The 20,508-nt window shown below is 61.2% G+C and carries 12 protein-coding genes and 1 tRNA gene; 3 read left to right on the top strand and 10 right to left on the bottom strand.

Features of this window, described 5'->3' with window-relative positions; all coding sequences use genetic code 11:
• Positions 1-22: 22 nt before the first annotated feature.
• The 3 genes from WBH99_RS13365 (at position 23) to WBH99_RS13355 (ending at position 4,332) form a co-directional block, all read left to right on the top strand.
• Positions 23-101, top strand: a tRNA-Ile gene (locus WBH99_RS13365).
• A gap of 272 nt (positions 102-373) precedes the next feature.
• The gene (locus tag WBH99_RS13360; RefSeq protein WP_424220586.1) at positions 374-1,915 is read left to right on the top strand and encodes an ABC transporter substrate-binding protein; all 1,542 of its coding nucleotides are present in this window, start codon (positions 374-376) and stop codon (positions 1,913-1,915) included.
• A gap of 11 nt (positions 1,916-1,926) precedes the next feature.
• Positions 1,927-4,332 (top strand): EAL domain-containing protein, encoded by a 2,406-nt coding sequence (locus tag WBH99_RS13355; RefSeq protein WP_424220585.1) that lies wholly within the window; start codon positions 1,927-1,929, stop codon positions 4,330-4,332.
• Between the two features lie 171 nt (positions 4,333-4,503).
• Here the strand turns inward: WBH99_RS13355 and WBH99_RS13350 are convergent, their stop codons facing one another.
• The 10 genes from WBH99_RS13350 to WBH99_RS13305 all read right to left on the bottom strand — a co-directional run bounded on the left by WBH99_RS13350 (position 4,504) and on the right by WBH99_RS13305 (position 20,497).
• A complete protein-coding gene (locus WBH99_RS13350) occupies positions 4,504-5,823 on the bottom strand; it encodes an ImmA/IrrE family metallo-endopeptidase (RefSeq protein ID WP_424220584.1) in 1,320 nt (439 codons plus the stop codon).
• The gene (locus WBH99_RS13345; protein WP_424220583.1) at positions 5,816-6,040 is read right to left on the bottom strand and encodes a hypothetical protein; all 225 of its coding nucleotides are present in this window, start codon (positions 6,038-6,040) and stop codon (positions 5,816-5,818) included. Before WBH99_RS13345 ends, WBH99_RS13350 begins: the two co-directional genes overlap by 8 nt.
• A gap of 118 nt (positions 6,041-6,158) precedes the next feature.
• The gene (locus WBH99_RS13340; RefSeq protein ID WP_424220597.1) at positions 6,159-7,313 is read right to left on the bottom strand and encodes a Wadjet anti-phage system protein JetD domain-containing protein; all 1,155 of its coding nucleotides are present in this window, start codon (positions 7,311-7,313) and stop codon (positions 6,159-6,161) included.
• Positions 7,314-7,365: 52 nt separating this feature from the next.
• Positions 7,366-10,689, bottom strand: coding sequence for an ATP-binding protein (locus WBH99_RS13335; protein WP_424220582.1), 3,324 nt, complete (start codon positions 10,687-10,689; stop codon positions 7,366-7,368).
• A gap of 47 nt (positions 10,690-10,736) precedes the next feature.
• The gene (locus WBH99_RS13330; protein WP_424220581.1) at positions 10,737-11,417 is read right to left on the bottom strand and encodes a DUF4194 domain-containing protein; all 681 of its coding nucleotides are present in this window, start codon (positions 11,415-11,417) and stop codon (positions 10,737-10,739) included.
• Positions 11,418-11,433: 16 nt separating this feature from the next.
• Positions 11,434-12,894 (bottom strand): DUF3375 domain-containing protein, encoded by a 1,461-nt coding sequence (locus WBH99_RS13325; protein ID WP_424220580.1) that lies wholly within the window; start codon positions 12,892-12,894, stop codon positions 11,434-11,436.
• Positions 12,895-13,684: 790 nt separating this feature from the next.
• Positions 13,685-15,052 carry an McrC family protein gene (locus WBH99_RS13320; RefSeq protein ID WP_424220579.1) on the bottom strand — a complete coding sequence of 456 codons (1,368 nt, stop codon included), beginning with the start codon at positions 15,050-15,052 and terminating at the stop codon, positions 13,685-13,687.
• 11 nt (positions 15,053-15,063) lie between these two features.
• The gene (locus tag WBH99_RS13315) at positions 15,064-17,574 is read right to left on the bottom strand and encodes an McrB family protein (RefSeq protein WP_424220578.1); all 2,511 of its coding nucleotides are present in this window, start codon (positions 17,572-17,574) and stop codon (positions 15,064-15,066) included.
• Positions 17,571-20,282 carry a DEAD/DEAH box helicase gene (locus tag WBH99_RS13310; protein ID WP_424220577.1) on the bottom strand — a complete coding sequence of 904 codons (2,712 nt, stop codon included), beginning with the start codon at positions 20,280-20,282 and terminating at the stop codon, positions 17,571-17,573. The genes WBH99_RS13315 and WBH99_RS13310 overlap by 4 nt, the downstream gene beginning before the upstream one ends.
• Positions 20,279-20,497 (bottom strand): hypothetical protein, encoded by a 219-nt coding sequence (locus WBH99_RS13305; RefSeq protein WP_424220576.1) that lies wholly within the window; start codon positions 20,495-20,497, stop codon positions 20,279-20,281. Before WBH99_RS13305 ends, WBH99_RS13310 begins: the two co-directional genes overlap by 4 nt.
• Between the last annotated feature and the right edge of the window lie 11 nt (positions 20,498-20,508).

Genomic DNA, 20,508 nt, shown 5'->3' with positions numbered 1-20,508 from the left:
TGCACCGCCGTTTTCAAAGTACGGGCCTCTAGCTCATGCCTGGTTAGAGCAGCGGACTCATAATCCGTTGGTGCCGGGTTCGACTCCCGGGGGGCCCACCAATTTCCGAAACCCGACCCTGACCGGTTGGGTTTTTTCTTGGGTTTTTTTCTTGTCCGCCGCGCCAGTTCCGGCGGTTGGCAGCGCAACTCGTTTATTGAGACTGGGCGATCAGATCATTGCTGGAGGTTCATATGGGTACCACAGTTGTCAAGCAGGACCGTATCGGCGCCCGGGTTCCGCATGAGGTGTGCATGCGCACCTGCATAGCAGATGGCGGGAGCCGTAACGTGCTGAAGCTGGGCAAGGGCTTTATGGGTACGGATTCAGGACCATGACGGTCATGGACAGGCATTCGCCTTGCGTCGGCCCGACGGCACGCCAAACCGCCGCCGTGGTAGAATGCGCCGCAGCCAATCAGTATGGTGGCCGCGGTGGGCCGGCACTGACTTCGCTGACTTCGATCACCTTCAGCCATGGATGGACAGGCACGAGCTCACCCTGGAACAAAGAGCACTGGCAGGAGGAAATGACCTTGAAGGAAGCTGTCCACCGTTTCAGGCCAGGGCGTCGGCGTGACGTCCCATGTGGGTTGTACCGATTCAGCGGGTTGTACCGGTTCAGCGGGTTGTACCGGTTCATTCATCGATTCATTCTGGCGGCCCTGACCCTGTCTGGCGTCATCGGCGTTACCAACGCCGGAGCCCAAGACCCCATCCTCATTGCGCATGTGGCGCCGACAACGGGTCGCTTTGCCCTGCACGCCGAGTCCGATCGGCGTGGGGCGGAGATGGCCATCGAGGAAGTGAACGTCCGCGGCGGCGTCCTCGGACGGCAGGTCGTTCTACTTACCCGGAATCCCACCCTCGATCCCCAAAAGGCGGCGGAAGTCGCCAACTCCCTGATCGTCGATAACAAGATCGGTTTCATGCTGGGCGCCATCGATTCGGGCGTTGCGGCGAGCATGTCCGCCGTTTGCCAGAAATACGGCGTGATCTTCATCAATACCAATTCCTCGTCGCCGTCGGAGTCGGTGGAAAATGCGCACCGGACCAAATTCGTTTTCGATGCCAATGCGGCGAACTTCAATCGGGCCTTGCTCAAGTACGCGCTGCAGCAAAGGGAGTCGAAGCGGGTCGTGTTGCTCACCGAAGACAACACCTGGGGCCATAGCAGTGCGCAAGCGTCGAGGCAATACATCGAGGAGTATGGGGGAAACGTGGTGGGTGAGGTCGTCGTTCCCGTGACACTGCGCGATCCACAAACCGCGCTTCGAGAGGTGGAGAGCAAACGTGCGGGTGTCGTTGCAGTGAATATCAGCGGCAGCAACCAGATCAAACTCTTCTCGCAAATCGATCCGGAAGTCTTCAAGCGCCAGGCATGGGTGGTGGGGGAAGTGGACTGGGAAGAGATGTACCCGGCACCCGGCACGCCGCGACCCTTGTACGGCACCACCTGGGCCTGGAATCTGGACACGCCGGGAACGGCGGATTTCGTGGCGCGGTATCGCCAGCGTTACGGCCACACCCGTATCGACTATCCGGGGGATGTCACCCATTCCGCGTACCTGGCGACCCAGGCGTTGCTGAGCGCAATCGAGCGTGCCGGCACCACGGATAACCATGCCGTGATCCGGCAGCTGGAAACGTCCAGGTGGACGGCGAAGGAACGGATGCAGGACCATCCCGCCTACATCGACCCGGTCAGTCACCATTTGCAGCAGACGGTCTACATCGCCACCTGGGAGCCGAGTCATGAACACCCGGAAGGTGGCGTGCGGATTCTCTCGCCCGTCACCCCTGAACAGGCCCGTTACGAAGGCGAAGTAGCGACCAGGCTCGAACCATTTGCCAATACGCCGCACTATAAACCGTGAAAAATTCCAGGTTGAGCCTCATCGCGCGTGTCGCCATTCTGGTTGTCGGTGTCGAGATCGCATCGCTCAGTACGCTTGGCTGGTTTTATATCAACCAGTTCAGCCATGAAATGGTGAAACGTACCCATACCAGCATGCGTCGGGTCGGCGAGATGATCGCCACCGACCAGCTGCCGATCAGCGTCATTTCGCAAAAAAAACTGATGCAAGACCTGATTGGCGAACCCTATCTTGGTGGGGTGGTCATTGGGGGCAGCGGTCATGTCATCGTCTCGACAACACCGGAATATCTCGGACGCAAGGCCAGTGATATCGAAGCGATCAAGTCCGACTGGCTGGTGCGCGCGAAGGAAGAAATGAGGTTCATCCCGGGCGCATCCACGCTCACTGCCGTGCAGGCGGTGACAAGCAGCAGCGGCGACGCGCTGTATCACCTGGTGTTCACGATCAGCAGTGCGGAACTCGATGCCAAGAAGACAAGCATCATTCTCATGGGGGTAGCCGGCTCCGTGGTATTCATTCTGCTGACTTCACTCGTCATCGTCTATGTTGCCCATAGATTGATCACTCGCAGGGTGAAGGCATCGCTCAAGGTTCTGGGGAAAATCAAGAACGGAGCGTTGCAAGAGAGGATACCGGTTACTTATTACGATGAAATCGGGCAGATCCAGGCCGGCATCAACTCGATGACTGACGAGCTTGCCGAGCTCATCGGCAAGTCGCGGGAAGATGCAGCTGAACTGAAAGAACAGAAAGATCTGCTGCAATCGGTGATCCAGACGGCGCCCATACGCGTATTCTGGAAGGATCGTGACTTCCGTTTCATCGGCTGCAATACCCGTTTTGCCGAAGATGCGGGTTACGCCTCGCCCGAGGAGTTAGTTGGCAAGACCGACTACGACATGATCTGGACTGAGCTTGCAGAACAGATCCGTACGGATGACATTGCCGTCATGGACTCCGGCATACCGAAGATCGACCGCGAATGTTTCTGTAAAACTGCGGGCGGCAAGTCACTATGGCTGAGCGTATCGAAGGTGCCGCTGCGTGACAACGACGGGCAGATCATCGGCGTCCTGGGCGTCTACTCAGACATTACCGCGAAAAAACAGGCCGAAGATGACATCCGCAACCTGGCCTATTTCGACCCGCTCACCAGCCTGCCGAACCGTCGACTCCTCATGGACCACCTGGAAGAGGCTCTGGCAAACAGCGTCAGGCACAAGCAATACGCCGCACTGTTGATGCTGGACCTGGACAACTTCAAGGACCTCAACGATTCCAGAGGGCACGGCATTGGTGACCTGCTGCTGTGTGAGGTCGCCAAGCGCATCACGGACAGCGTCGGGGAGACGGGTACGGTTGGCCGGTTTGGCGGGGACGAGTTTGTCGTCATCATCGAGATGCTTGGGTCTGACGAGTCCAGTGCCACCAGGCAGGCGATGAAGGTGGCGGAAAGGATACGCGGGGAGATCGCCAGGAAATATGTGTTCGAGAGCGTCGGTTTCTCCCACTACACCACCTCCAGTATTGGCGTGACGATCTTCAAGGAAGAAGAAAACTCGGTTGAGGGGCTTATCAAACAGGTGGATGTAGCGCTCTATCAGGCCAAGAATTCAGGACGGAATACCATCCGCTTTTTCAGTCCAGTGATGCAGACGGAAATCGAAGAGCGGGCCAGGATGACGATGGGACTGCGCCGGGCACTGGATAACGGGGAGTTGTCCCTCTACTACCAGCCTCAGGTGGATAGCGATGGCAATCGCGTCGGCGCAGAAGCGCTGCTGCGCTGGTTGCCTGAGCATGGCGCCCCGGTTTCGCCGGCACAGTTCATCCCCCTGGCGGAGGATAGTGGATTGATCATCCCCATCGGGAACTGGGTGATGGCCCAGGCTTGCAGTCAGATCAAGGCATGGGAGGATGATCCGGATAAAAACCAACTGGTCATTGCCGTGAACGTCAGTTCCATCCAGTTCAAACAGAAAGATTTTGCCGAACAGGTGAGCCGGCATATCGAACGTTCCGGTATCGACCCCGGCAGGCTGAAGCTTGAATTGACAGAGAGCGTGCTGTTATCCGACGTGAATGAAACGGTGAAACGGATGCAGGAGATCAAGCAACTGGGTGTCAGTTTCTCGCTCGACGATTTTGGCACCGGGTTTTCATCACTGGCCTACCTGAAACGGTTGCCGTTGTCACAACTCAAAATCGATCAGGGGTTTGTTCGCGACATCCTGAACAACCAGAGTGATGCTGCTATCGTTTGCGCCATACTGGCCATGAGCAAGTCACTTGGCCTCGAGGTCATCGCCGAGGGCGTGGAAACGGAAGCGCAGTATGACTTCCTCTTTGAGCGTGGCTGCCGCCACTTCCAGGGGTATTTTTTCGGCAAACCGCTTCCCATCGATCAGTGGTGAGGCAGATCGGGGCAGCCGGGGCCGGCGCAGGGACAAGCACAGGCTTGTTTCCGGGTACTTGCGAAGCCGTCCTGGGCGGCAAAATTTTTCAGCTAAATCAGGCTACTACGTTGGGAAACGCGAACTCTCTCGCCTCTGACCCCAAGCGGAACTTGAGATCACGAAAGCAGGTCAGGCTACCATTCGATACGGCATGCCGTCAGTCCAATGATGGTGAATGTAGCCGTTGTTGAGCAACAGGCTTGTTATCGTCTGCTCGCTGACATCGAACTCGGCGGCGGCTTCTTCAATGGCGTATGAAGAGAAATCGCCGCTCAAAAAGGACGTCAATGAATCGATGGGGCAAAGAAATTCTGCGGCGAAAGCGCGCTGGTACTTTTGACGGAAAGTCGATAGGTCGGTTGATGCAAGCCAACGCACTTCGTGGGACGAGGGACGGAGGTATTCGCCCAAGAAACGTGCTAGCTCGAAGCGCCGCCCGACACGGTTGCGCCGGCGCGGAACAAACTTCAACTGGTGATCGTTCAGTGGTATCGCCACCGCTACTGGCGCCCGTCCTGCCGGCGCCGACCAATTGGTGGCTGCCTCACTGCTCACGCCAAGCAGGTCATGTAGGCTACGATCGGGGATTGGGCCGCTGACATTGCCCATCTTATGCCGAAGCGCACGAGCGTCGTGAATCGCACGCTCCCAAGGTGCCCCATGATCCAGATGATCGATGCTGTCAGGCGAGATCTCGGGAGTGCCAACTATTCCGCCGGCACTCGCCAGTTGCCCGATGAGCGCCAAATCCGGGGTAGCTCCCGACGCTGCAATCGCCGGCGCCAGCTCTGACAGTGCCGCATCTCCGACCTGGCTCTCCCACAGCAATGCCGCGTTCAGCGCTTGCTCCGGGCACTCCTCGGGATCGAATCCCAGTTCGGCCTCCAGCTTCCTCCTGCGGAGCCCCTCGGGGTCCGCTGAATCTTCCTGCACGAGGGCCCACAGCTGCGCCAAATTCGACCCCGCGAGCCCCTTGGCATCCAAGCGGGCCAGCACGCTGTGGATGAAGCGCTCGACGCTCTGCTGAAAGCCAGTCAACGTGATCATTTTCGGCACTTCCAGCGCTTGCAGGTACTGCACTGACTGATCCGGCGTCATCGATGCCCCGGCCCACACGTGAATTGCCTCACCATCCGGGATAAAGATGGTGCGCGGCCACACGAAGCCGTGATTGGCTGCACCAAGCTCATGGGCCATACGCCAGTCATGGCCAGGCTGCTGCGTTGGCAGGGGCTCATGATTGAGACGCCACCACGAACTCGCAAACCACATAGCCAGCGGGTAGGCTGAGACCAAGACGCTGTCACGCACGGTCTCCGCCCAGACATCCTGGTTCCGGGTCAGGGCCATGCTATCGACATGAATCTCCACCCAGGCTGCCGTGGCCATGACTTCCGGTTCTCCGGATGTTGATGCCATCCACTTCGCGTTGATGCACAAATCAGCCATTGAGCCCTCTCCAACGACGAATGACTTCCAGCGACAGCGGATCCGTCCCAGGCATGGGGTAGCCGTGATAGGTCCCCAAATCAGGGTTTTCAAGCTGCGCTTCCAGGGCAAAACCTGTTTCAGTGACTGCTCTGCGCATGCCGACCAAGCTGGACAGCCCGAAATCATGACGGCGCACGCGGGATAACCGTGGCCCCATCGGGCTGCTGTGCGCCATGATCGAGAACCAGCTGCCGTCAGTCGACGACGCCTTCTAGGCACTCGACCGGATACAGTCAGGCAAACCACGGCCGCCCTGGCCGGAAGCCGGAAAAGTGCTGAACGCGCTGTGCTGATCAGGTGTTGCCATCGGCAACCACCGCGGCAGGCAGGTGCCCCTGGGTCAATGACCGCTGCAACGCGCTCCATGCGGTAGCCCAGTCGATCCGTTCTTGCTCCAGGCGCAGGTTTTGCCCCCAGCGCTGCTGCTTGAGATTCCAATAGAGTTGCTGTTCCTGCTCGGTCAGGAGTGTCAGTTCCGTGGCTGGATGCTGCGCCGATTCATCCACCCACAGCGTCTTGTGTTGCAGCAAGGTGTCTTCGTCCATGAGCACCGACTGCAACTCGGGAATGTAGGAACGGGCGCGATGCAGGATGGCAAATCCATGGGTGTCCAAATCGCCCCAGTAGATGCACTTCGCGCGGGCAAGCCAAGAGAAGCGGGCCAGCACGTCGACGTTATAGCCAAGCCGCATGAACACCACGGCGCCCGGCATGTCGGACATTGCCAGTCCGGTTTGAAGGTTCTCGACAATGAACCCATGGGAGACCGGCAAATTGAGACCCGCCAGGTCTTCCACGGGGGCAGTGATGTCACCCACGCCACCGACCCTGGCTCGCAACGCCGGATCCAGCACCCGCATTCGCACAAGGAGTGGAGGTGCTTTCAGGCCGCAGCGCTGGTAGAAATCCAGGTCGCTGGAAGAGTCCTCTTGAATTGCGGCCACCAGATCCGTCAGCAGCCCTTTGCGCCCATCGAGCCATTTGCTGTCCAGGCCGGACACCGGCAGCTGGCGGGGATAGAGGTCGGATTGTGGATGGTTCGCAATCCAATCCAGCATCTCTGCCAGCCGGTGAAAATCGGCATCGCCGTAGTCCGCCAGGACATCAAAATACCGCGGCAACGGCTGCGCCAGTACCGGCCAGCGAAAAGTGAGCGTCCGGTAGCGCGATTGAGCACGCCCCCATCGTGCGGACTCACCGATCCACATGGCAACGTCCTCCGGGCCGCGCAACGCCAGCTTCTCCGGTAGTCGCTGGACGCCAAGCGCTTTCCACCGCCGCTCACACCAGGACAAGGTGCCCGATGTTTGTACGGTATTGGCTTGCCAATGTTGCCAAGCGCCCACCCAAGCACGAACGCCGTCGACCTGCCTCAGCGCAGCCTGTTCCGTCGGTATGCCGAGCGGAACTTCCAATGGCCATTGGCCCTCGCCCGGATCACCGCACAACCACTCGCGGTGCCTGCTTTGAAAGCGACGGGCAAGCAACTGCCGAACATCTTCAGGAAGCTTCAGCGCCAGCCTCCTCTCGTGCGTGCTCTGGCAGCTTCAAGCGCTGACGATCACCGTCATACTCGATCAGCAGGACGCCTGAGACGCGCCGATCGCTGATATCCACGAAGCAGGCGCCACCGATGAAGGGTTCGAGGGTCATGACGGACTTCAGCGGCGTAGCGACCACCATCTGGAATCCGAAATTGGTAAAGATGTTCATCGCCAAAGCGGTGAACTCGTTGTCCGCCTTGTCGAAGGCTTCATCCAGCACGACGGGCGCGTACATCGGCACGCCGTGGTCGTTTCCGCCCAGTTGATAGCGCAGGGCTGCGGCCAGGCACGTGGTGGCCAGCTTCTGCCGTTGGCCGCCGGACTTGCCTGCTCCGCTGCGGTAGATCTCGACCTCGACGCCGCTTTCATCGATCTCCCGCCCGATGAACTCGACATGCTGTCGAACGTCCAGCACAGTCTCACGCCAGCGCTTTTGCTCGGGGTCCTGACTGGCGAGTCGATCCACCAGTCGTCGCAAGGCCAGGAACCGCGCCTCGGCAAACTCGCGCTCCTCCGTCCATGCATGGCTCAGCGCCTGCTGGATCTCCTGCTTGAACTCCTTGACCTCGACCAGCTGCCGGTCGCTGGCGTCGATGTGGAGATAGGTGCGCTGATGGGCGCTCTGGTTGAAGGGCACCTGGCCAAGACTGTCGTTGACCAGATCCATCCGTTCCAGGATCGCCTTGCGCGCATCGTTCAGGTAGGTGGAAAGCGCTGCCAGATTCTGGTGACTTTGGTTCTGCAGCAATTCAAAGAATCGCTGCTCATAGGCGGGCAGACCATCGGTCTCCAGCCGCACCAGTTTGGCGAAGAAGTCTGGCGCGCTGGCAAGACTCGTGTCCATGTCGCCCGCGTCCATCGGCCATTGCCGTTTGAAGTCGGCAAAGCGCGCTTCCATTTCCTTCTCGCAGGCACCAATCCCACGGCTGACCTCTTCAATCTCCGCATTGAGTGCACGCTCGACAGAAGTTGCCACCTTGTCGAGGTTGTCGAGCCGGACTGCCTCTGACTGCCTGGCGAAGCGCTCGTCAAGGCCCGAAACCTGATGGGGCGTCAAGGGCACGATAGACGCGTCCTGCAGGAGGGCTTCCAGTTTCTGGGTGCTGGTCTTGATCTGGTCAACAATCGAATCGTGCGCACGCATTGCCTGCCGAAGCTCCTTGTCAGCTTCATCGACGAGTTTCTTTTGTTCACCGATCTGCGCACTGATGTGCAGCAGGGTGGTGTTGCCCTCGCGCGCTTCGCGGATCTGCCGCTCAATGGTGGAGATGCGATCCAGCAAGGGGAGAACATCTATTTCCTGCCACTGGAGATTCACCAGAGTCTGGCACTGCATGGCTCGGGCCGCACGATTCTTGTCCTGGTCGGCGAGCTTGTCGATCTCCCCGCCGAGGCGCGCAATCGTGGCAGCCAGCTCCTGGGCCTGAGCTTGAAAGAGCGCAAGCTTCTCCCGGTTATCAAATCCGAGCACCCAGTTGCGTCGGTCGCCGACCTTTCTACGGTCGTCTTTCTCGTGCCGGGTTTTGCTGTGCTTGACCTGGCCCTCGCGGGTGATGGCGCGATCAGCACTCCTGAACGACTGAATGGAATCGACGCACCCGTAATCGAAGCGTTGCCGTAGCTCGGCCTGGAGCCAGTCGGCATACGTCCCCTCCTTGACGTTCAGCTTGAGGACGAGCGAATTGACCCCAATAGGCTTGGCCTGCCAGGTCTCCGGGCGGCCAGTCCGGTAATACACCAGGCGCTGGCCAAGATGGGTGGTGTTGATGTGATTGGCCAGCGCCGAATACTGGCGCTCGTCCACCAGGAGTGAAAGCGCAAAGCCGTGCAGTACGCGCTCGATGGCCCCCTGCCATTCGGCCTCATCAGGCTTCACCTCGACGAGTTCGCCGACAAAGGGTAGTGCCGACTCCGAGATTCCGATGGCGGCGGCGATGTCTCGACGCATTTCCAGCATGTCCGCCGGAATGTTCGATGGCTGGCGCTGCAGTGCCTCCACCTCTTTCACTGCTTGCGAAAATGCGGCCTCAGCGTCCCTTTTTTCACCGGCCAGGCGGAACTGCTCGGCGCGGCTATCGTTGCTGCGCTGCTCCCAGTTTTCGACTTCCTGCCGCGCGCTGCCCAACAGTTCCGCGAAGGCCTGTGGCGAATCCGGGAGGCTCCAGCCCAGCTTCTTGCACGCCTCTTCGGCCTGACCGCGTTTGCGCAGGCGATCTGTGCGCTGGCCCTCCAGCCCGGATTTCTCGGCTTCCCATTGCTCGATCTGATCGCCGCCTGCTTCGCGGTGCTGCCGCTCCAGATCGCGCAAGGTCGTGGCGTGGTTATCCAGGGTGCTTTGGCGTCGCCCCACTTCACCTTCCGAGCCACTGGCTTGCACTTCTAGGGATGCCACGTGCTCCTTGAGGAGCTCAATGCGGCGGGTTTCCCGGTAGCCATCCACGCCCAGCCGAAGCTCATCCAGACCATTGCGCTGCAGCATCAAGGATTCCCTGCGCTGATGCTGCTCCCGCGCTGGCGCGAGCGTTTGAACCTGCTCGCGGGCCGTGACGACTGCCTGGTGGGCCGCATTGAGTTCGCCAAATTCGCTGACCAGGCGATCCGCCACCTCGAAAGTCCCGGGCCTGTCGAGCATGAAGTCGCGCAGGAAGGTATTGAGGTCGCCGAGGTTCTTGGCCGACTGGGTTTTGTGCAGCAAACGCAGCGCCATTTCGCTCTCGATGCCGAGCAGGCGGCAGAACCGTTCGCAATAGGGACGAAACTCGTCGCGGGCAAACGCCTCAGGGAAAGACTGCTTGAGCTTCCGGATGTCGAAGTTGGATTGGCCGAAGTCCTCCAGCTCGCGCAGATCAAAGGCCCGCTCCAGGACGAGATAGTGGCGTTTGACGTCGGCGCTCCCGTTCGCATTGCCGCGCAGCCAGAACACCTGAACCAGCACCACGACCTGGCCCAAGGCGTTCTGGTAGCTCAGCGCCAAGGCTGACCATGTGGTCCCCGAGCGCAGGTAGCGGGTGGCAATCTCACCCGACTCCCCATCCTTTTGTTCCGCCCATGCGCCACGGATGTAGGTGACGAGGTTTCGGTCACGACCGCTGCGGTCCGCCTCGCGTGCGGCCGCGTTGAAGTCGATCCAGCGCGGCGGTGTCAGCAAAGCCGAAAAAGCATCGAGCAGTGTCGACTTTCCAGCCCCTGAGCGACCGACAAACAGAAAGCCCCGCTCGCTGATCGGTACGTCATGCAGACCGGAAAAAGTGCCCCAGTTGTACACCTGCAGGCGGGTCATCCGGAACTGCTCGCGGGCAAACAAGGAGGCAGTCCGGGGTTCCGGGATCATTGCTCGGCCTCTTCATCGGCATCAATCTGAACCCGTTGCGCTGGCGCATCGAAGGCCGCCATGCGCTGATACAGCTGCGTCAGCGCTTGTATTTCCTCTGCCGAGAAGAGCAGCTTCAAGGTCGGCGAAATCTCGAAGCGATCCTCGCTGGAACGAATTTTCTGCAGGATGCTGTGATTCTTGATCTTCTCGATGGAGGCATGAACCCGTTTCACGAATCCTGCCCGGTCGGTATTGGCGGCGCGCTCATAGAGGGAGAGAAACTCGGTGATCTCGTCTGTCGACACCACGGCACGGTCGCCCCGCGAGTCCGCCTGGGTCAATCGCTGGCGCAGGTGGAGCAGCAAAATGGAGTCAATGAAGGTCAGTTGGGCGCGCCGCAGCAGGAGTGGCACTTCGAGGTCGCCGGTATCGGCCTGGCGCGTGAAAGCCACTTGAATATCGCGGTCGATGACGAGTTCGAGAAACAGTTCGGCAAGCCGACGACGGATCACCGCTTCGTCTCGCACCAGGATCGGCCAGAGTTTTGGATGCCGGCGCCCGTCGAGCGATGGCCCTGCCAGCAGTTGCACCAGGGCGCGCCGGGTCTCCAGTGCCAACTCGCCGCTGTCGCCCAGGAACAGGGTGTTGGCCGGTGCCTGAGCCGCAGCATCTGGCGCTTGTGCCTCGGCGGGCATTGCCGACTCAATGTTCTCAGACCAGTTCATTGGCCCGCTCCCTCAAAAAGAAGATCTTTGGAATTCGGGCGCTACGACGCTCGTCGTCGCCGCCAAGCCAGCCTACGGTTTCACTGTGGTCGGCCTTGAACCCATGCCGACTGCCCAAGGCCAGCAGGCCGACGACGCTGCCCAGCCCCTGTGCAGCGGGGAACTGCTCCAGCACGTCGGCAATCGATGCCTGGGCGCGTTGCTCCAGGACTGCCAGCACGTTGGCCTTCAGGGTGCGAAAGTCGATCTCGGACTGGGCGACCAGTTCGCTCACGGACTCCAGGTCGATGGGCGGCGCATCCCCTTTCGCCATCTGGCCGGGCAAGGCTTGCAGAGAGGGATCATGCAGCACCCATTGGGACAAGGAGCGCAAACGACTGCTCGTGAGTTCCAGCGTGTATTGCAGGGTTTCGGTAGCCTTGACTTCGTTCTTCAGGGCCAGTGCTGCGCGCTGGGCGTCCTTGAGCAGATGGTTGAGTCGGCGCTGCTCGAGGTATTCACGACTCTGGACGAAGTGCTTCAGGCTGCGCGCGAAGCTCTGGAGCACCTCGTGAACCATGCCGCCCTGCTCGAGAAGGGTGCGCGTCAGCCGCAGAAGGAATCGTCGCTCCCGGGCTTCGAGCTGGCCCACGAACTCCCGCGACATGACGCCCTCCAGCGCCTGGTCAAGCGTGGCGGCCTGTTCCGGGTCCGTCAGCAAGCGCCAGAAAGCGGAGAACGTCCTTCCGGCGTCACTCTCCGAAATCAAGTCGATTCCGGCGAACAGCGAATCCAGCACATCTCCACGATTGCCATCGTTGTCCATGATGCGTTCACGAAGATCGCGATTGAGCTGGTCGAACTGATCGCGGACACGGCGGAAATCACCGGCCAGATCGTCGGCCAGCGTGATGATCTCCCGCGTGCGCTCGAGCGCCGTTGCATGGGGCAGCACGCGCATCTGCCCCTTCTGGATGGCGTCAATCTCCTTGTCGATGCGGGCTTGCTCGGCCATGAGCCGGTCGATGCGGCGGAACTTGTCGGTGTCGGTGTCTTCGGCAAGCCGGGCCAAGGCCTCGATGACGAGCGTCAGGCGGCTTTCGGTCGCGGCGGAGTGCGGCTGCTCAAGGCCAGAGACAAACCGAATGGCTTCGACGGCCGCCGTGGAGAGTTCATATTCCTCTTCTGAAGCCCCCGCCGGGAAACGTCGCTCCAGGAACCCATCGGCGAGCCAGCTGGCGACATACGCCTGCGCCGTTTGGGGAAAGTCTTCGCCCTGGGCACGCAGCTCTTCCAGGTCCCTTGCGATGCGTTCGTGAAAAATGGAGGCAGGAAGGCTGCGCTCGCCCTCATACAGATGGGCTTGAAGCAGGCCAATGACGGTAGGCCCGGTCGTCGAGGCAAGCAGGCGCCACAGTGGCTGCGCCCGCATGCGCCGGTAAGTCGCGATGGCTTTGTCTGCTTTCACTCACCTGCTCCAAAGTGCGAGCCATGCCCTTCATGTGGCAATCACAATGCATGCAAGAATCAAAAACATTGCTTTGCCGCATTCTAGCGTCTAATCGCGTAAATTCACGATCGTGTTTCAAAGCCGGATTCCGCCAACCTCGCATCAGGCAGCACAAGGCAAAACGGATAGACCCCGCACCGGAAGAGGCGCAGATGGGACGGCAAACGCATGATTCACCCCTGACGGGACGCCCCCCTTTCTCTGAACCCTGCATCCTTCGCCGTTCCGGCCCCGGATATGACAAGGCCAAGACGGGCGGGGCTTCGAGCGTTTACCGCGAAATTCCGGTGGCTGGCAGTTGACGACCAGACAACTCGCTGACGACCGGACAACTCGCTGACGACCGGACAACTCGCTGTCGGGGCCCATGAGCACTAGCGCGGGTTGCTGCGGCGACGTGCTCATGAGCTCACGAGCTCACGAGTTCTCGCGCCACGTCAACGTGGCATTCGGCACATTTGCCCACCCGCAGCAGGTCGCCAGCCTTCATGGTCCCGGTGAAATATCTGGTGCGCCAGCGCTTTCACAGACATCTCATCGGCATCGTCGGCCAAGGCGCTGCTCACCTCGCGCAAATACTCAAGCATCAGCGGTTTGGATAAATCGCTCAGTTTTGCCTGCTGGTTAAAGCGATCATCCCACGGCAACTGTGCCGTCAGGCTGAGCAGTTCCGGTTCGATTCCGCCTTTCGCTTCGACCGTACGCTGGCGCAGCAGGTCGGTGAGGTTGATGGGGGAGCCTGGTCATGTCAGGCCACCGCCCTGGGTTGGTTCGCAATTTCGTGGGGCACTCGATTCACCGGTGGCGAGGGGACGAAGTACGCATCGAGACTGCCGCCCTCCGGCAACAACAATCGCTTGTCCCGCAAGCAGAACGGCAATACCCACAACCGCAGTCCTGACGATTTCGGAAATTCGAACACCGGCAGCGCCTTGTGGAAAGCGTCCGTTTTCGGGTAGATCAACACCACATCACCCTCGCCGTCGAGATAGTTCTGGCCATAAGCGTGGAGTTGATAAAAGTCCCCTTGGTCCAGCCCGTATTTCTCCGGACTCGTGGCTTGCTGGCCGTCGATCAGTTTCCACTTGGTGTCCAGCACCAGACGATTGACCTTTGCTGCCTGCACCAGCAGATCGGGTTTGAGACGGAACCAATCTTTCTCAAGATGCCGGACCAGCGCCAGGCTGCGAGCTTGCGTGTGCAGTGTGAATCCCTGCCCAAGTTGCCGGGCAAGGTGCTTGGCGACGAAGGCCTCGAATACCGCCTCCATCGGGAACAGCAGGGATGGCGCACGATGGTCGCCTGCGCCCGTGAGTGGCGATTCATCTTCCAGAATCAACCGCGCCCACGCCAGCGCCCCGTCGTAATGCGCCATGCCGCGATCCCGGCGGACGCGCTGAAATTCCGTCGAAGGATGCGGGGACATCGGTACCTCGGCAAACACGAAGCACAGTTCGCGCGCCAGTTGCTGATGGGTCTGCGAGGCTGTCCAGGCCAGCGCGCGCCGTAATGCCGCGTGCAACAGCCGGTTCTCCGGCCGGTCGGGGGAAAACTCGTCGAACTCCGCAAAGAAGCGGTCGCGCCGGCACAGGTTATGCCGCAGGTGCGTTGCCATCTGCAGCTTGCCGCGCAAGGCAAACAGGTTGTCTTGCTGCGGGTTGTAATCACTGCGCAGGCCGCGTTTGACAAGGTGTTCCACGGCGCGCAGGAACTCACCGATGAACACCTCGAGTAACGGCATGCGGGCAGCCGCCAGCTTGGCGCTGTCGGTCTGGATATGGCGAAAGCCACCCAGGCAGCGCAGCATTTCGATCAGCAGCTCACGCGCCTCTCCATCCCCGCCGCCGATGGCCTTGGCGACTTTGGGCAGGACCTCGATCTGATACCCATCCGGTGCCCGGATCACGCCCACGAAACTGGCCACCTGCACGGCGCGTCGACCTCGCCGTTGAGACAGTCTCAGCCACGCGGTTTCGCCCGCTTCGGCCACGCGCAGCGCCTGGGACTCCAGCCAGGCAAACACCTGCGGCGGCACCGAACGCAGTCCTGCGGTATCAACCACACCAGGGGCGGCAGCCGCCAGCGCATCAAATTCGTGGATCGTGGTGCCTGACATTGATCTGCCCCTCAAGCCCAGGACTGGTAGATGCCAAGGTACGCGGCGGGGTTGGCAAACGCTGACGGCTGGGCTTGATAGCGGCGCTTGGTGGCGTAGCAGTCCAGGCCGTGGTCGTTGCCGAATAAATCACTCAAGTCCTGTTCGTGGGCATCGCTCCCGGTGATGAACTGGGCCGCTTCGGGCTTCTGGTTGTCGCCCAGTACCAGCCGGATCTTGCGCCAATCCTCAAAAAAGTACTCCTCCAGCAAGGGCACGATGCGATGGCGGAAGATGCCGGCCATTTTTTCAAAGCGGGCCTCGCCATCATCCACTCCCGTCAGTGCCGTGAGATAGGCGTGGCCGATGCAGTGGTCGCGGTCGTACAGGGCTTCGATGCGTTCGTTGATGCGCTCTAGCATCAGGCGGACATCGATCGCGCCGGCGGAAGTGCTGACTACCAGGCCCGCCAGTGGCGCGCTGTGCGGCTCATCCACATCTTTCACGGCGCGGGTGTCGGGCAGCAGCGGCACGAAGTCGAAGCGTCGGCGCAGCGCCGTGTCCAGCAAGGCCAGCGAACGGTCCGCCGTGTTCATCGTGCCGATGATGTCCACATTGGCAGGCACCGAAAACTTCTCACCCGAATAAGCCAGCGTCAGTTCGATGGGCGGCTTGCTGCCATCGAGTGGGTCGCGCTTGTCCGGCTCGATCAGGGTGATCAGTTCACCAAAAATCTTGCTGATATAGCCCCGGTTGATTTCATCGATCACCATCGCGAAGCGTTGGTCGGGGGCCTGTCGCGCCTTGCGGCACAGTTCCTTGAACACGCCGGGGCGAATTTCATACTCCACTTCCCCCGCCTCGGCATCGCCGTTCAGCACGGGGCGCAATCCCTCAACGAATTCTTCATAGCCGTAGGACTGATGGAAGGTCACGAAGCTGTAGCGCTGCACCGTGGCGGCGTCCTGCTGGCCCGCCTTGAGCTGCTCGACCAGTGTGATCAAGTCGGCGCAAGCGTCCTGCCAATCGCCGGCGAACTGCCACACCGAATCGGCAGCTTTATCGAAGATGGCGGGTCCCATACGCAGTTTGATATTGACAGTGTTCGACTCAAGGACAGTGTGATGCTGCAGGGTACCCCAGAGCGTTGCGCTAATGCCTGATACCCGCCCTTTGGCTTGCGCAATGGTCTGAATGAATCGGTGCTCAACCAGCTCAGGCACCTTGGCGCTGCCGCCCAAGTCATACAGTGCCGCCGCGATTCCCTCCCACCACTTCAGCACCGCGACCTTCTCGGCGATGATCTGGGAGCGCCATTCTTCGATGGCGATGGATGCGGCCTGCGGCTCGTAATCGCGCTTGAGCAGTTGCATCAGCGTGTAGGTTTTACCGGTGCCGGGCGGGCCGTAGTAGATGCGGTTGAAGCAAGTGGTTGTGGACTTTTTGCTGCCCGCAACCGGGGTGGGTTCAGATGGCGGCGCGGCCCCGTCGCCCAGGCCGGCCGCTGCTATCGGCTCGCCGGCCAGCGCGGCCACTTCTGCCAAGTCCGTGCCGAAGAACGGCTTGAGCAAGGTCGATTCAAGCTCCGGCAGATCGTCCGCGCCCACCTGCCAGAAGGTCGTGTTGCCTTGCGGCGACCAGTATTTGGAATTGGCGGTGTAGCGATCCGTGCGATTTGCAGGTTTCAGCACCCGATAGCTGCGCTGCAACCAGCCGTCACCCTTGGCGCAAGGCATGGCAGCCGACGTGAACTGGCCGATGCGCTGCGGGCTGTTGCCGTGGCACAGGAAGAACAGCGTACCCACCGGCGCTTCGGCAAACCTCTTGCCCTGCTCCTTGCCGGTGTCGCGGTGCATCACCGCCCATTGGCCGTCCAGATAGTGCTGACGCTCGGCATCGGTGAAATTGGGCGAGTTGCCGTGCGAGAGCTTCCAGATCGCCAGATTCTTCTGGCTCCACGCCTCCCAGACCTGATGCCCGAACTCCAGGATGCCAAGGTCGACCGGACGTCTGGCCAGCGTCGCCTTCTGCAAGGCGGCCATGCTCTGGCTCACGGTGCCGCCGACGAAAGCTGCCAGCGGCGCCCGCTTGAAGATGTCCACGATGACCGGGGCTTGCCGATTCTGGTAGTGAAAGGCGATCTTCCATTTGAACGCCTCGCCCAAATGCTCGAAGGCTTCGATGGCGTCAAGATCCCCCTGCGCCGCCAGCGTCGCCACCTGCACCACAAAGCCGCGCACCTGCTCGAAGGCTTCTTGCGCCGTCGCGCCCAGCGATGAATACCAACCGTGGGTATCGGAGTAGCTCAACTTGCCGTCGTTTGTTTTCGCCTCGGTGTCCTTGCGCGAGAACACGCCGAACTTGAACGCCGAGCCGCCCCAGATGCTGCCCAGTTCGTCGAGCCGCGATTCGATCCAGTAGGTGAAACTATCCTTCGATCCCGCCAGGCTGTATTCGTCCAGCGTCATGGTCGCCAGCCGCGATGCCGGCCAAACCGACAGGAATTCATCCCACCGGGCGTACTGCGGCTGGAAGTCGCTCATTTCAGCTTCTCCTCGATCCAATCCCAGCGCTTGTCCTTGACCATCACGAAGCGGCAACGGCCCTCGGACAGATTGGCCCACAGGCCGCCGATCAGACGGTCATCCTCTGCGCCGGCCCAGCGATCCGCGCCCTTATATTCCACCGCCAGAACCGGCCCCGCCTGGCCTGCCGAACCGGGCAACTGGCAGAGAAAGTCCGGGTAGAAGCGGCCATCGGCCTTCTGCAAGAAGAACGAGCAGCCTTCGCGCCGCACCAGGTTGCGCACCCAGAACTGGATGCGGCCCTGCTGCGCCCACATGTCCAGCTGGCAGGCGCATTCGAACTCTTCCTTGCTGTCGAAGTCGCCCATGCGCCCATAGAAATGCTTGCGGAAATCGAAATGCCCGAAGCGCCCGTCGTAGTCACGGCTGGGGGCATAGGCCTGGGAATGAAACTCGAAGGCGTATTGATCGGTCACCGCCACGCGCGCAGCCGCATCGTCACCAAACAGCGCCTGCTGGAACGCCTTGCCAACGGCCTGCTTGCGCAGTTCACGAATGCGCGCCTCGAGCAGGTTGCGGATCAGAAACTTTTGCAGGTTGGCGCGCGCCAGTGTGAAACCTTCCCGGCGCAGCAAGTCGGAAAGCCACGCCGCGACAAAGGCCTGCTTGGCTTGGTGGGTCAGCGACGGCTCGGGCAGGTTGCGGCACAGCCAGGTCGCAAGGCGCACTTCATCCCAGTGCTCCGGTGGATAGACGAGGCCCAGATCGCGCTGCAATTCGGGCAGAAAGCGCGACACCACGTGGCCGCCCGCGTCGATGTCGATCTCGCCGCCTTCCGATACTTTCAGCGCCGCGCCCAGGGCCGCCAGGTCATCGGCTGTCGGCGCGGCATCGTAGGGCGAAAGGTCCCACGGGTACTCCAGCACCTCCGGGTCATCGAACAGCGCCAGCTCGGCTTGTTGGCCCTGCACGCGCAAGGCCAGTTGCGGCACCCGGAAGCGCTCGCCCAGTTCGGCCGGCGTCTGGAAGAACTCGATCGCCGTGGTGCGGCTGACTTCGGCGGCTTCCACAATCGCCGCCGCAGCGGTTTCGGAGGTGACCGAGGCCTTGAGCACTTCGGCCTCATCTTCCGTGAGCGGCGTGCTGATCGTCAGCGTACCCCGCTTGCCGTCCCAGCTCACCTTGTCACGCACCGGCTTCGGCACGCTGGTCAGATCGGGTTTTTCGGACAAGGCAATCGCCACCGGCCGAACGACCACGCGCCCGGCGTGGCCCTCCAGGTCCAGCCGCGCCTGCTCAGGCAGCGCGGCGGTGACGAACTCGGCGACTTCGCGTCGCTCGAAGCCGGCACCGGCCACCAGGCGATCCCGCAGCGCAGCGGCCGTCTCGGCAAAGTGGCGCGACACCACGAAGGCATAAGACTGGTTCAAGGCCTTGGCCTGCCGATGGCTGGCGCCGGGTTGGCGCAACACACGCCCGAGCAACTGCTCCACCACCGTGGCCGATGACAGCGAGGCCATGCTCACCAGAATGTAGGCAAACGGGCAGTCCCAGCCCTCGGCCAGCGCCTTCTGGGTGATGACGAACTTCACCGGGCAGGCCGGGTCGGCAATGCCCAGCTGGTAATCGGCGTCGATTCTCTCCAGCCCCTTTTCCTCGCCGGTGGCCACCACGATCTCATTGGCGGGAATGCCGTGGTGGGTGATCAGCTCGTTCTTCACGCGCTCGAAATCCAGCGTCTCGATGCCGGTGCGGCGCGGCTCCGACTGAATCAGCACCAGCGGGCGCAGATAGGCCGCCCCCGTGCGACGTTCTTCATCCGCCAGCCGCTGCAGCGCATCGCGGCGGCCAATGGCATCGGCCAGACACTGCTGCCAGTGGGGTTCGGTTTCCAGCACCACCGGCAGCTTGATCATCTCTTCCGCCTTCAACTCGGCGGCGGACACGCTGTGCAGCACGTTGCTGGGCGTGCGCGTGAGGTCGGGCGTGGCGGTCAGCTCCATCACCCCGCTGGGGCGAAAGCGCGCCAGCATGTCGAAGGCGAGTTCGGTGCGGCTGTTGTGCGCCTCATCCACCACCACGAACGGCCGGCGCAGGCGCAGCACGTTGGCCAGCGAATACGGCGTGCTGCGCTCGCTGCCTTCGCCATCGGTGAGCAATTCATCGCGCTGCGCGGGTGAGAGGTTGTCGAAGTGATGCATCAGCGCGCCGCTGGACTGGTACACCTTGCGGCACTCTTCCTCTTCCACCTGAAACGCCTGCCGCGTGGCGACAATCACCGTGGTCGAAGTGTCCAGCGTGGCGCGTGTCACGCTCTTGGCTTCTTCGAGATCGAGCACCGTGATCGGCCCCGCCTCGCGCAGCGCGGCGTGATAGGGGTGGCGGCGATCCTTCAGCGCCTTGAGGGTCTGCTCGCGGATGGGTTTACTGGGCACCAGCCACAAAATCACGCTGTATTCGCAGCGCAGCAGGTGGGTGTTGACCCATGCCACGCTTTTGGCCGCCAGCCAGGTCTTGCCGCCGCCGGTGGGCACGCGCAGGCAAAAGTACGGCATATCGGCCGGAAAGCCCGACAGCGGGTGGTACGGATTGCCGCGTCCCCACAGGCGTTCAGTAGTGGCGGTGAACGCAAGCGAAGGCGACGGCAGCTCGTGGCAGGCCTTGAAATAGGCCTCCACGCTGTCGAGCACCTGCTGTTGATAGATTTTCGGGGCGAATGCACTCATGGTGCGTCCTTGTATTGCGCCGGCGTTTCCTGCGCCCGATGACTGGCCGTGTCGGGCTGAGGTTTGATGCGCTCTATGACGCAGTTTCGACTCACCACCAATTCGGTGCCGGTCTGGGCTGCCAGCTCACGGGCGCGCTGCGCGGCCCGCTGCAATGCCACCCATGAGCTGCGTAGATCGGCAGTACTCGCCTGGTCAATGGTTTTGGTATTCATTGCTCGCTCCA

This window comes from Azovibrio sp. (assembly GCF_049658005.1).
GTDB lineage: Bacteria > Pseudomonadota > Gammaproteobacteria > Burkholderiales > Rhodocyclaceae > Azovibrio.
The sequence above is the reverse complement of the archived record's forward strand: the minus strand, read 5'-3'. Positions and strand labels throughout refer to the sequence as shown.